The sequence below is a fragment of the Parasphingopyxis lamellibrachiae genome, from assembly GCF_003385775.1.
GTDB classification, from domain to species: Bacteria; Pseudomonadota; Alphaproteobacteria; order Sphingomonadales; family Sphingomonadaceae; genus Parasphingopyxis; species Parasphingopyxis lamellibrachiae.
On the sequence record NZ_QRDP01000004.1, the window covers coordinates 506,653 to 518,221 of the forward strand.

Sequence of the window (11,569 nt, forward strand, 5' to 3'; positions counted from 1 at the left end):
GGGCATGTCATGTCGGGAAACGAGTGCAATATGTCGGCACCCGATTCCCTGACGTCAACCCGCAAACGTAATCCTAACGGCCGATCAAGCGCGCCTTAACCAGTCCGCTGGCCTTGCCCATGTCGATCTCGCCGGCATGACGCGCCTTGAGCTGCCCCATGACTTTGCCCATGTCCTGAGGGCCTTGCGCTCCGGTTTCGGTGATCAGGGCATCGATAATCGCGCCAGTTTCCTCGTCGCTCATCATGGCGGGCAGAAATTCCTCGATAACAGCAACTTCGGCCTTTTCCGCGTCAGCCAGTTCCTGCCGACCGCCATTCTCATACATGGTAATCGATTCGCGGCGCTGCTTGACCATTTTTTGCAGCACCTCGACCACCATCGCATCATCGTCCTTCGCGCCGCCATCCGTGCGCAGCTCGATATCGCGATCTTTGATCTTGGAGAGAATTAGGCGGACGGCAGCTGTGCGAGGCTTGTCTCCGGCCTTCATGGCGGTGACCTGGGCGGCCTTGATATCGTCGCGGATCATGGGGCTTTTCCTTTGCAAATTTGCGCATCGGTCTAGCTGGGGATAAAGCGATTGAACAGGCATTGACCCAGGGGGCGCTGCCCCCTAGCTGACAGCCGTTTGCGCGCCCGGCAAACTTTATACATTGGGACTGATCATCATGGCTGACGCCAAAACATCCAGCACGCCCGCAACAGCAACGGGCGTATTGGTTCTGGCGGATGGCGCCTGCGTCTGGGGCCGCGGCTTCGGGGCGGAAGGCGATGCGGTCGGCGAAGTCTGCTTTAACACGGCAATGACCGGCTATCAGGAAAGTATGACCGACCCAAGCTATGCCGGGCAGATCATCACCTTCACATTCCCCCATATCGGCAATGTCGGCGCGAATGCAGAGGATATGGAAAGCATCAACCCGCATGCGCTGGGCTGTATTGTTCGCGAGGATGTAACCGACCCCAGCAATTTCCGGTCGAGCCAGCATTACGATCAGTGGCTGAAGGTCAATGGACGGATCGGCCTGTCTGGCATCGATACCCGCGCGTTGACTCGGCTTATCCGCATGCAGGGCGCGCCCAATGGGGTGATCGCGCACAGTGCAGACGGCAATTTCGATATCGACGCGCTGAAAGCCAAGGCGGCGGAGTGGCCGGGACTGAAAGGCATGGACCTCGCCAGGACAGTCAGCACGACCCAGCAATATAATTGGGACGAAGGCGTGTGGAAGCTCGGCCAAGGCTTCGGGAAATCACCCGAAGGCGAGGGAGTCGACCGGCCTCATGTTATCGCCATCGATTATGGCGCGAAACGCAATATCCTGCGCCATCTCGTCAACGCCGGTGCGCGGGTGACGGTGGTGCCGGGCGAGGCAAGCTTCGAAGACGTGATGCGCCATGAACCCGATGGCGTGTTCCTCGCCAACGGCCCCGGCGACCCGGCGGCTACAGGCGAATATGCGGTGCCCGTGATTCGGCAACTGCTCGAAACCGGAAAGCCCATATTCGGCATCTGTCTCGGCCATCAGATGCTCGGCATCGCGGCCGGTGCAAAGACGATCAAGATGCATCAGGGCCATCGCGGCGCCAACCATCCCGTCAAGCGGCTGGGCGATGGCCGGGTCGAGATCACCAGCATGAACCATGGTTTTGCGGTCGATATCGACAGCCTGCCCGAAGGGGTGGCTGCGACCCATGTGAGCCTGTTCGACGGCAGCCTGTGCGGGCTCGAACTGTCGGACAGGCCCGCGTTCAGCGTGCAGTATCATCCGGAAGCCAGCCCGGGTCCGCAGGACAGCGCCTATCTGTTCGCGAAGTTCGTCGGCCAGTTGAGCGCTGGCAAATGATCGGCGAACTGTACGCTTTCGCTGTGTGCATGATTTTTCCGCGCAAATCTGGCGATTGGGCAAGAATCATGCGAACGTGATTACGGGTGCGCTAAATCGACGGGGAATAGTCCGCGTCACTCAATTTGAAGGGGTAGTTTTATGAAATATCTTGTTGTTCTGGCGGCTACGGTCGCGCTGGCCGGTTGTGGCGGTTCGGTTCGCGAGCAGGCCGAGGCGCAGTGCGCGCAGCAGACCGAGGCCATGGGTGCGCAGCTGACAGCAGCGGGCGTCGATCCGGCCGAATTCTGCACCTGCATTCTGGCGGATATCGACGACAGCAGCTCGGTCGCCGACGCCAATGACGCGATCACCGGCCGCACGCAGCAATGCGTTGCCGAAGCTCTGCAGAGCGCAACGGCCAGCTAAACCTCTACCGGGCCGGCGCGTGCAATTGGGCACGCGCCGGCCTGTTTTTGACGAACAACTCTGATTGGCAAGGAACACGGCCTCGTGCCTAAACGCACCGACATATCTTCCATCCTGATTATTGGCGCTGGTCCGATCATCATCGGCCAGGCCTGCGAGTTCGATTATTCGGGGACACAGGCGGTCAAAGCGCTCAGGGAAGAGGGCTATCGGATCATCCTCGTCAACTCGAATCCGGCGACGATCATGACCGATCCGGAGCTGGCTGACGCGACCTATGTCGAGCCGATCACGCCGGACATTGTAGCCAAGATTATCGCCAAGGAGCGCGCTGAGCGACCGGACGATGTGCTGGCCCTGCTGCCGACCATGGGCGGGCAGACAGCGCTCAATACGGCGCTGGCGCTGCATGAAGACGGCACGCTTGAGAAATATGGCGTCGAGATGATCGGTGCGGACGCCGATGCCATCGACAAGGCCGAGGACCGCCTCCGTTTCCGCGATGCGATGTCGAAGATCGGTCTTGAAAGTCCGCGCTCTCTCATCGCACACAATATGGACGAAGCGCTGAAGGGGCTGGAGTTTGTGGGCTTGCCGACAATCATCCGGCCGAGCTTTACCATGGGCGGAACGGGCGGCGGTATCGCCTATAATCGCGAGGAATTCGAGGAAATCGTCCGCGGCGGCCTTTCCGCCAGCCCGACCACCGAAGTGCTGATCGAGGAATCCGTACTCGGCTGGAAAGAATATGAGATGGAAGTCGTTCGCGACAGGAACGACAATTGCATCATCATCTGTTCCATCGAGAATGTCGATCCGATGGGCGTGCATACGGGCGACAGCATCACCATTGCACCTGCGCTGACGCTGACGGACAAAGAATATCAGATCATGCGCAACGCGTCGATCGCCTGTCTGCGCGAAATCGGCGTGGAGACGGGCGGCTCGAACGTTCAGTTTGCGGTAAACCCGGCGGACGGCCGGCTGGTCGTGATCGAGATGAACCCTCGTGTATCGCGCAGCTCTGCGTTGGCATCGAAAGCCACCGGTTTTCCGATAGCGAAAGTCGCCGCGAAACTGGCGGTTGGCTATACGCTCGACGAAATCGACAATGATATTACCGGCGTTACGCCTGCGAGTTTTGAGCCGACAATCGACTATATCGTGACCAAGATCCCGCGCTTTGCCTTCGAGAAATTCAAGGGTGCGGAATCCGTGCTGGGTACGGCGATGAAGTCGGTCGGCGAAGTGATGGCCATCGGCCGCAGTTTCCATGAAAGCCTGCAAAAAGCCCTGCGCGGGCTGGAAACCGGGCTGGTCGGGCTGAACTGGGTCGACGATCTGGTCGGTGCGCCCAAGGCCCGGATAGAGGCGGCGCTTTCCGATGTTTCGCCCGGTCGGTTGCTGGTGACGGCGCAGGCGCTGCGCGAAGGGCTGAGCGTCGAAGATGTGCATGCGATCACCAAATATGATCCATGGTTCCTGGAGCGACTATCCGAGATAGTTGAGGCCGAGAAAGGCATAATCGAAAACGGTTTGCCCAACGATGCCGAAGGACTGCGCAAGCTGAAAGCGATGGGTTTTTCCGACAATCGGCTGGCCCGGCTGGCACTGGTTTCCGTCCATATCCGCGAGGGCATGGAAAAAGCTGCGTATAGCCCCGGTCTGATCGGCGAGGCGCTACAGGCGATGGCGGGTGCCGTAACCGAGAGCCAAGTGCGCGAGCTGCGCCACAAGCTGGGCGTGCGACCGGTCTTCAAGCGGATCGACACTTGCGCGGCCGAGTTCGAGGCGAAGACACCCTATATGTATTCGACCTATGAGGCGCCGAGCTTTGGCGAACCGGAATGCGAGGCGATGCCTTCCGACCGCAAAAAGGTCGTTATCCTGGGCGGCGGACCGAACCGGATCGGGCAGGGGATCGAGTTCGACTATTGCTGCTGCCATGCCTGTTTCGCCCTTGAGGAGCAGGGCTACGAAACCATCATGATCAACTGCAACCCGGAAACGGTGTCGACCGATTATGACACGTCCGACCGGCTCTATTTTGAACCGCTGACTGCCGAAGATGTGCTGGAAATCCTGCATGTCGAACAGCAGAAGGGCGAACTTGCCGGTGTCATCGTGCAGTTTGGCGGGCAAACACCGCTTAACCTCGCAAAGGCACTTGAAGATGCGGGTATTCCAATTCTCGGAACGTCGCCCGACGCAATCGATCTCGCGGAGGATCGCGAACGCTTTGCCGACCTCGTTTCGCAGCTCGATTTGAAACAGCCGGAAAACGGCATCGCGCGCAGCGGCGAAGAGGCGCTTACGGTGGCTCGGCGGATTGGATATCCGGTGCTTATGCGGCCGAGCTATGTGCTCGGAGGCCGCGCCATGGAAATCGTCGACAGCGACGCGCAGCTTGAAGACTATATCCAGACGGCTGTGCAGGTGTCGGGCGATAGCCCGGTCCTGATCGACCAGTATTTGCGCGATGCCATCGAAGTGGATGTCGACGCCATTGCCGATGGCGATGACGTGGTCGTCGCCGGCGTACTTCAGCATATCGAGGAAGCCGGCGTCCATTCGGGCGACAGCGCCTGCACATTGCCGCCCTACAGCCTGCCCGGGGATATCATCGCCGAGATTGAGCGGCAGACCGGGGCTCTGGCCGTGGCGCTCAAGGTGCGCGGCCTGATGAATATCCAGTTCGCGGTCAAGAATGGCGAAGTCTATCTGATCGAGGTCAATCCGCGGGCCAGCCGCACCGTGCCGTTCGTGGCCAAGGCGATCGGCCATCCGGTTGCGAAGATTGCTGCACGCGTGATGGCCGGAGAAAAACTGGCGGACCTGCCGAAGATCGACCGGGCGATCGCGCATATTGCCGTGAAAGAAGCTGTTTTCCCCTTTGCGCGCTTTCAGGGTACTGATCCCGTTCTGTCGCCCGAGATGAAATCGACCGGCGAAGTCATGGGGATCGACAGCGATTTCGCGATAGCCTTCGCCAAATCGCAACTCGCCGGGGGGACCACGCTGCCGCAGGCGGGAACGGTGTTCGTATCGGTCAAAGAGAGCGACAAGCCGCATATCCTGCAGGCGATAAAGGATATCAGCAATTACGGATTTGCGATCATCGCGACGGCCGGGACGGCGAAATTCCTGCAGGACAATGGCGTGGAAGCGCAGCGGATCAACAAGGTTGCGCAGGGCAGGCCGCATATTGTGGATGCCATTGTCGATGGCGACATCGACCTGATCTTCAACACCACTGAAGGCTGGCAGTCGCTCAAAGACAGCGCATCGATCAGGAAATCGGCGGTTTCCAGCCAGATTCCCTATTTTACGACCACGCCTGCAAGCGTCGCTGCCGTAAGGGCAATCGGTGCGCTGCGCACGACAGAGCTTGAAGTAAGACCATTACAGTCTTATTATTCGGTCGCCGATCGCTGATCCCGACAATTTGCGCGGAAAAAGCAGGCGGACCCGGAAGGGCCGCTGAACGGCAAGGTTTTGACGAAAGGTAAGGCAATGGCGACGATTGAAAAGATGCCGATGTTGGTTGAAGGCTATGACCGGCTGAACGCGGAAGTGAAGCGTCTGAAAGAGATTGATCGTATCGAAGTTATCGATGCGATCGAGGAAGCGCGTGCACATGGCGATCTCTCGGAAAATGCCGAATATCATGCTGCAAAAGAACGACAGGGCCAGATTGAGGCGACGATCGGGGACTATGAGGACCGGTTGACCCGGGCCCAGGTTATCGACCCCAAGGATCTGTCGGGCGACAAGGTCGTCTTTGGCGCGACGGTTCATCTGCTCGACGAGGACGACAAGCCGTCGAAATACCAGATCGTCGGCGAGATCGAGGCGGATGCAAATTCTGGTCGCATTTCCTACAATTCGCCCTTGGCCCGCGCGCTGATCGGCCGCAACAAGGGGGATGAGGTCGAATTCACCGTCCCGGCCGGCGACAAATATTACCTGATCGAGAAGATCGAATTCATTTGAGGCCGGGCACCCGGCGATAGAGCGAGGTAGTGGTTTCATGGATTGGCAGGCCCGCCTCGTCCGTTCGTCTCTGACAGCCCGGATCATCATGGTCACCGGCATTTGCTGGGGGCTGGTTGCAGCGCTGGGGCTGGAGCGCTGGGCTTATGGCTTTGGCGGCTTCATCCCGCTCCGCTTCGACGAGGGATTTACGATTCCCGGTGCCGTACCGGCGATTTTGACACCGCTTTCGGCGACGTTTCTGCATGCCGATGCGATGCATATCATTTTCAATATGCTCCTTCTCTTCATATGCGGAAGGGGTGTGGAGGCGGCGCTGGGCGGACGCGGACTGATAGCGCTCTATATAATCGGCGCTTATGCCGCCGCGCTCGGCCACTATCTGTTCAATGCCGGGAGCGCGGGCCCGATGATCGGCGCCAGCGGCGCGGTTTCGGCAATTATCGGGGCCTATGCGCTGCTGTATTCAAAACCTCGAAACGGCGTCGGCGGGTGGCGACACGTTGCCGCGCTGGCCGGCGCCTGGATCGTGATCCAGTTGCTGATCGGCCTGAGCACCTACGGGTCGGCATCCCCGGTTGCCATCATGGCGCATATTTTCGGTTTTGCAGCGGGACTGGCGCTGGCCCGGCCGCTGTTGCTCTGGCGCTACCGTGACGCTTAGTCAGGTGCCGGATTTACACCGTCCCGAAATGGTCGGGCCGACCAAGGCCGTCTGAACCCTAATTCTTGTCGGGTACGATGATTTCCGGTTCGAACAGCCGGTGCAGATGGACGACAACATATTTCATTTCCGCATCGTCGACCGTGCGCTGGGCATTGGCGCGCCAGGCCTCTTCGGCTTCCTCGTAACTGGGGAAAATGCCCACCAGATCGAGGGAATCGAAATCGTTGAAATCCAGCGTGCGCGGATCGGATACCTTGCCGCCAAAGACGAGATGGAGTTTGTTTTCGCTCATGGCCGCGCCCCATAATCGAAAGGCGGCGATATTGCTACCGCCGCCTTTCATTGTCCGAAAAATTCCGGGGACGGTTTAGGCGCCGCGGCTCGCCATGAACCGGACCAGCCGGTCGAACCCGTTGCGCTGGACATAGCTGTCGAAATCCTGTGCCTGGTTGAGGGTAAGATTAATGCCGGCAACCCGCATATTATAGACTTTATAGCTGCCACCGGAGCGCGTCAGATACCAGACTGCGGTAACCGGCCGCGAACCCGGATTGGTGATTCGCGTCTGGACAAGATAGGTGCTTCCGCGCTGGGTTGCGTTGGTTACTTCGACGTCAGCCCGGGCATAAGCCGAAAGCCGGTCGGCATAGGTGCCGAGGATGAAGCCGGGAAGCGCCCTTTGATAGGCGCTGTACTGGTTCGCGCTGATATCGTTGCGCCAGCGCTGGATCAGCCGGTCGCCAATCCGGTTGATCGCGAAATGCTGGCCGAGGAGCGACCGGAAACGGGAGCGCCGTTCAGAGGCACTGCCGGTACGGAGCACGCCCAGTCCATCTGCCGCCAGGGATTCGACAAAAGCCGAAGGGCTGGCTTGACTGACCGCTGCTTGCGCAGGCGCTATGGCGGCGGGGGTCGCAAAAACCGCCGTCGAAAAGGCGCTGGCCAGAAGAAGCTTTGTGAAACGTGTCATAATCGGTCCAAAACCTTGTTATTTCAGCTGATTACGAGGTTTACTCTATCCCGGCTGAACCGGAATTGAACTGATCTGTCGTGAGGCAGACAGTTAGTCCTCGCCGCGTACCTTGCTGGCCGCTGCGGCGCTTGCTTCGCTGGCCGCCGCTTTTGCCCCGTCCATGACCTTTTGTGCCGTTTCGCGGGCAGTCTCCTTGACGAAACCGAGCTCGTCCAGTTTTTCTTGGCCCACTGCCCGCACAGCATCGGCGGCATCGCGGGCGCGTCCCGTGATTTCGCTTCCATAGGAGCCCAGCAGTTCGGTTTCGCGGCGCGTTCGCGGTAACAAGGCGCCGATCAGCATGCCGATTCCGAGTCCTCCGACGACGGCGGCGAGCGGATTGCCCTGCACGGTATCCGCCGTGCGACGGCCTGCAATCGCCGCCTGTTCGCGGGCGCTGGCGTAAAGTGCGCCACTTCGCGCAGCTGCTGTTTCATATGCGTCTCCCGCGCGTGCGCGGGTGGCGCGATAGGATTCGCGGACCGTATCCCCGGCTTTGCTGGCGCTGTCTTTGATCGTCATGGTCAAACCTCCTCGGTCAGTGCTGATTTTGGTGTCGGATCTGCAATAGGCCCCTGGCCCGATTGTCTTTCCTTCGTGAGCGACCGGATACCGGCCTTCGCCTTTTTCCGCCGGTCGATCCGGGTCCGAACTGCTGCGGCGATGGGCTTGCGGAATAGGAACAGCCCGATGGCTGCACCAACCGCTGCGATCGTGCCTGGCCGTTTGCGTACCGCACCGGATAGTTTGTCTGCCGCTTCGCCGGCACTTTCCCTGACCTGTTCCATGGCATCTTTTGCGATGGCGTCCGGCGCAAACCGCGCCTGCGCGGTGCTGAGAGTTCCCAGCCACCGGGCCCGCGCCTCGCGTTCGGCGCGCCTTGCCTCATGAAGCCTGTCCGCAGCACTCTTCACAAGCTGGATCCTTGATCTGTCTCGCGCATGGCATGTTCTTCGTAGTCCGCCTGCATCGGCGCGACGTCGAATTCATCGTCTTCGAACAGCTTTTCGTCGAGATCGGGGAATGTCTTGATGCCCCAATAGGCAAGAAGGCCTGCAATGATGAGCCCGACACCGGAAACGATGATGCCCGCCCACAATGGGCCGACACTTTGCGACAGCGCAAAGACCAGCGCCATCAACAGCGCAACCAGCGCTGCAGCGGTGATCAGAATCGCGGTAACGATAAGCAGAGCGGCCTTTCGCGCCTGCGAGACGCGATAGAAGACGATGGCCCGGTACAGTTTTATCCGGGATTTCGCGAATTGCTCGCCATCCTCCAGAAGTCCGGCAACTATCTGCCGATAGGACGCATCATTGTCGCGCGGGTCGCTCATGCGTCGTCCCGTTCGCCCAGTCCAGATTTGACGAGGCGGGCGATGGCGAATCCCGCCACCGCCGCGATACCGATTGCAATCACCGGGCTGCGCCGGACAAAGGCTTCCGCGTCGCGAAGCATATCGTCGACTTCCTTGCCTTCGATCTTGTCGGCCAGGCTTGCGACCGCACCGGCGGCCTTTCGCGCATATTCGCCGTAATTCTCGCCGAGGCGTTCATCTACCGATTTGGCGGCGTCGTCCATTGCCGCCGAAACATCCTTGATCGCGCCCGTGGCCTTGTCCTTGCCCTGCGTCGCATAGTCGCGCGCATGTTCGGTTGCCTGTGTTCTGAGGTTGGTCGCTTCGTCCCTGATCCGTTCCTTGGCCTTGGCGACTGTGCTCAATTCGGCTTCTTCCGCGAGGGTTTCGACCGCCGCTCCGACGGCTTCAGAAGCGTCCTTTTTCTTGGCTGCCATTTTTCTTTCTCCGTAGCGAATATTCTATGTGTGTATTAAGCGCATAAAACGCAATCCGGTTCCGGATTTTTTACACTCTACTCTATTTGCTTCGCGGGCGCAGCATAGATACACCCCAAAGATGAATCCGACATTTCTGAAAAGGCTTATCCAATGACCGCTATTGCCGACATCCGTGCCCGTGAAATTCTTGATAGTCGCGGAAACCCTACCGTTGAAGTTGATGTGGCGCTCGAAGATGGCAGCTTTGGTCGCGCCGCCGTTCCATCCGGCGCATCAACCGGTGCCTATGAAGCCAATGAAATGCGCGATGGCGACAAGGATCGCTATCTCGGGAAGGGTGTTTTGAAAGCGGTTGAGGCGGTAAATGGCGAAATCGCCGATATGCTGCGCGATGCGGATGCCGAAGAGCAGCTCGCGATCGACCATGCGATGATCGATCTCGACGGCACGCCGAACAAGGCGCGGCTGGGTGCGAATGCGATTCTGGGAGTCAGTCTCGCCGTCTCCAAAGCTGCGGCGGAGGCGCGGGGGCTGCCGCTTTATCGCTATGTTGGCGGTACATCGGCAGCCACACTGCCGGTGCCGATGATGAATATCATCAATGGCGGCGAGCATGCCGACAATCCGATCGATTTCCAGGAATTCATGGTTATGCCAGTCGGTGCGGAAACCCTGGCCGAGGCGGTGCGCTGGGGCGCAGAGATCTTTCACACGCTCAAGAAAGAGCTGCATGATGCCGGGCACAATACGGCAGTGGGAGACGAAGGCGGTTTCGCGCCCAATATCGGATCGACAACCGATGCGCTCGATTTCATCCTGAGCTCAATCGAAAAGGCCGGTTACAAACCCGGCGAGAATGTGATGCTGGCGCTCGATTGTGCGGCGACCGAGTTTTTCAGGGACGGCAATTATGTGATGTCCGGTGAGGGGGTTACCCTCTCGCCGGTAGAGATGGCCGCCTATCTTGGCGATCTGTGCCGCAAATATCCGATCCTTTCGGTCGAAGATGGCATGGCCGAAGACGATTTCGAGGGCTGGAAAGCGCTGACGGATGCGGTCGGCGACAAAGTCCAGCTGGTCGGCGATGATCTGTTCGTCACAAATCCCGAAAGGTTGGCGATGGGCATCGAGAAAGGCCTGGCCAATTCGCTGCTCGTCAAAGTCAACCAGATCGGCACGTTGACGGAAACGCTTGAAGCGGTCGATATGGCGCACCGGGCAAACTACACGACCGTAATGTCGCACCGCTCGGGCGAAACCGAAGACGCCACCATCGCCGACCTCGCCGTTGCCACCAATTGCGGCCAGATCAAAACCGGCAGCCTTGCGAGATCTGACCGTCTTGCCAAATACAACCAGCTGATCCGCATCGAGGAAGAGCTGGGCAGCGTCGCTCATTATGCAGGGCGGGAGATTTTGCGCGGCTAACCACCCATCGCTCGCCAGATTCCATTCGTCGCAAAAACGCAACAATGAACGAATGCCCCTTGAATCCACGAGTCGCTTGTGATTCAAGATAGGCATGACCCGCACACGATCCCTCGCTAACATTCTGCGCTCCGCCGCAGCGCCGGCATTGGGGATTCTCGTGATCGCGAATTTTGCCGGTTATGCGCTGCTTGGGCCGAACGGGCTGTTTGCCTGGGGCGATTATGCGCGGTTGCACGATCAACGGGAGGTTGAACTCACCCAGCTCAACGAGGAACGTGATCGGCTTGCCAATCGCGTAGAGCTGCTCAACCCGAACAGCGTCGATCCGGATTTTGCCGATGAACTCGTGCGCCGGAATACGGGGCAGGTTCGCGAAGATGAGCATATTGTCGTTATTGACTGACTTTCCCT

14 protein-coding genes are annotated in these 11,569 nt (G+C 59.3%); 7 read left to right on the forward strand and 7 right to left on the reverse strand.

What is annotated here, in order from left to right; translation table 11 throughout:
* Window positions 1–73: 73 nt before the first annotated feature.
* Window positions 74–532 carry a GatB/YqeY domain-containing protein gene (locus DFR46_RS02595; RefSeq protein ID WP_116235038.1) on the reverse strand — a complete coding sequence of 153 codons (459 nt, stop codon included), beginning with the start codon at window positions 530–532 and terminating at the stop codon, window positions 74–76.
* Window positions 533–671: 139 nt separating this feature from the next.
* On the opposite strand from DFR46_RS02595, the gene carA reads away from it, so the two are divergent.
* The 5 genes from carA (at window position 672) to DFR46_RS02620 (ending at window position 6,915) form a co-directional block, all read left to right on the forward strand.
* Window positions 672–1,850 carry a glutamine-hydrolyzing carbamoyl-phosphate synthase small subunit gene (gene carA / locus DFR46_RS02600; RefSeq protein WP_116237108.1) on the forward strand — a complete coding sequence of 393 codons (1,179 nt, stop codon included), beginning with the start codon at window positions 672–674 and terminating at the stop codon, window positions 1,848–1,850.
* Window positions 1,851–1,991: 141 nt separating this feature from the next.
* Complete coding sequence (locus DFR46_RS02605) at window positions 1,992–2,258, forward strand: hypothetical protein (protein ID WP_116235039.1); 267 nt, start codon at window positions 1,992–1,994, stop codon at window positions 2,256–2,258.
* 84 nt (window positions 2,259–2,342) lie between these two features.
* On the forward strand, window positions 2,343–5,693 hold the full coding sequence (gene carB / locus DFR46_RS02610; RefSeq protein WP_116235040.1) for a carbamoyl-phosphate synthase large subunit: 3,351 nt from the start codon (window positions 2,343–2,345) through the stop codon (window positions 5,691–5,693).
* A gap of 78 nt (window positions 5,694–5,771) precedes the next feature.
* Window positions 5,772–6,251: a transcription elongation factor GreA gene (gene greA / locus DFR46_RS02615; protein ID WP_116235041.1), complete on the forward strand. Its 480-nt coding sequence runs from the start codon at window positions 5,772–5,774 to the stop codon at window positions 6,249–6,251.
* A 37-nt stretch (window positions 6,252–6,288) separates the two neighbouring features.
* Window positions 6,289–6,915, forward strand: a complete 627-nt coding sequence (locus DFR46_RS02620) for a rhomboid family intramembrane serine protease (RefSeq protein ID WP_116235042.1) — start codon at window positions 6,289–6,291, stop codon at window positions 6,913–6,915.
* A gap of 58 nt (window positions 6,916–6,973) precedes the next feature.
* On the opposite strand, the gene DFR46_RS02625 is transcribed toward DFR46_RS02620, so the two are convergent.
* From DFR46_RS02625 to DFR46_RS02650, 6 genes are all read right to left on the reverse strand, one after another.
* Entirely contained in the window at window positions 6,974–7,210 is a 237-nt protein-coding gene (locus DFR46_RS02625) for a DUF4170 domain-containing protein (protein WP_116237109.1), read from the reverse strand.
* A 75-nt stretch (window positions 7,211–7,285) separates the two neighbouring features.
* Complete coding sequence (locus tag DFR46_RS02630; protein WP_116235043.1) at window positions 7,286–7,888, reverse strand: MlaC/ttg2D family ABC transporter substrate-binding protein; 603 nt, start codon at window positions 7,886–7,888, stop codon at window positions 7,286–7,288.
* Between the two features lie 93 nt (window positions 7,889–7,981).
* Window positions 7,982–8,452: a hypothetical protein gene (locus DFR46_RS02635; RefSeq protein ID WP_116235044.1), complete on the reverse strand. Its 471-nt coding sequence runs from the start codon at window positions 8,450–8,452 to the stop codon at window positions 7,982–7,984.
* A 2-nt stretch (window positions 8,453–8,454) separates the two neighbouring features.
* Entirely contained in the window at window positions 8,455–8,844 is a 390-nt protein-coding gene (locus DFR46_RS02640; RefSeq protein ID WP_116235045.1) for a hypothetical protein, read from the reverse strand.
* Complete coding sequence (locus DFR46_RS02645) at window positions 8,841–9,266, reverse strand: phage holin family protein (protein WP_116235046.1); 426 nt, start codon at window positions 9,264–9,266, stop codon at window positions 8,841–8,843. Before DFR46_RS02645 ends, DFR46_RS02640 begins: the two co-directional genes overlap by 4 nt.
* Window positions 9,263–9,724 (reverse strand): hypothetical protein, encoded by a 462-nt coding sequence (locus DFR46_RS02650; protein WP_116235047.1) that lies wholly within the window; start codon window positions 9,722–9,724, stop codon window positions 9,263–9,265. Before DFR46_RS02650 ends, DFR46_RS02645 begins: the two co-directional genes overlap by 4 nt.
* A gap of 153 nt (window positions 9,725–9,877) precedes the next feature.
* Between DFR46_RS02650 and eno the strand changes: the two genes are divergently transcribed.
* Together eno and DFR46_RS02660 are read left to right on the forward strand one after the other, a co-directional pair.
* Window positions 9,878–11,155, forward strand: a complete 1,278-nt coding sequence (eno, locus tag DFR46_RS02655; RefSeq protein WP_116235048.1) for a phosphopyruvate hydratase — start codon at window positions 9,878–9,880, stop codon at window positions 11,153–11,155.
* A gap of 94 nt (window positions 11,156–11,249) precedes the next feature.
* Window positions 11,250–11,561 (forward strand): FtsB family cell division protein, encoded by a 312-nt coding sequence (locus tag DFR46_RS02660; protein ID WP_116235049.1) that lies wholly within the window; start codon window positions 11,250–11,252, stop codon window positions 11,559–11,561.
* Window positions 11,562–11,569 lie beyond the last annotated feature (8 nt).